Genomic DNA, 209 nt, shown 5'->3' with positions numbered 1-209 from the left:
AGAAACTGGGTAATGCTTCGCATTACTCGTTCTCCGGCTCGTTGACTTTTAACATAAATGTTACAATCATCCGCATAGCGCACAAAGTGGTGACCACGTCTAGTTAACTCTTTGTCCAACTCATTTAGATAGATGTTCGCCAGTAGTGGTGACAATGGCCCTCCTTGTGGAGTTCCTTTTTCACTCTTAGCGAAAAGCCCATGGTCTAA

General features: G+C 44.0%; 1 protein-coding gene. It reads right to left on the bottom strand.

What is annotated here, in order from left to right; translation table 11 throughout:
- On the bottom strand, positions 1-209 hold a 209-nt coding region (locus LMB56_RS00750), incomplete at both ends, for a reverse transcriptase domain-containing protein (protein WP_267865173.1).

This window comes from Limosilactobacillus reuteri (assembly GCF_020785355.1).
GTDB lineage: Bacteria > Bacillota > Bacilli > Lactobacillales > Lactobacillaceae > Limosilactobacillus > Limosilactobacillus reuteri_I.
Note: the sequence above shows the minus strand (reverse complement) of the source record. Positions and strands in the feature narration are given on the sequence as shown.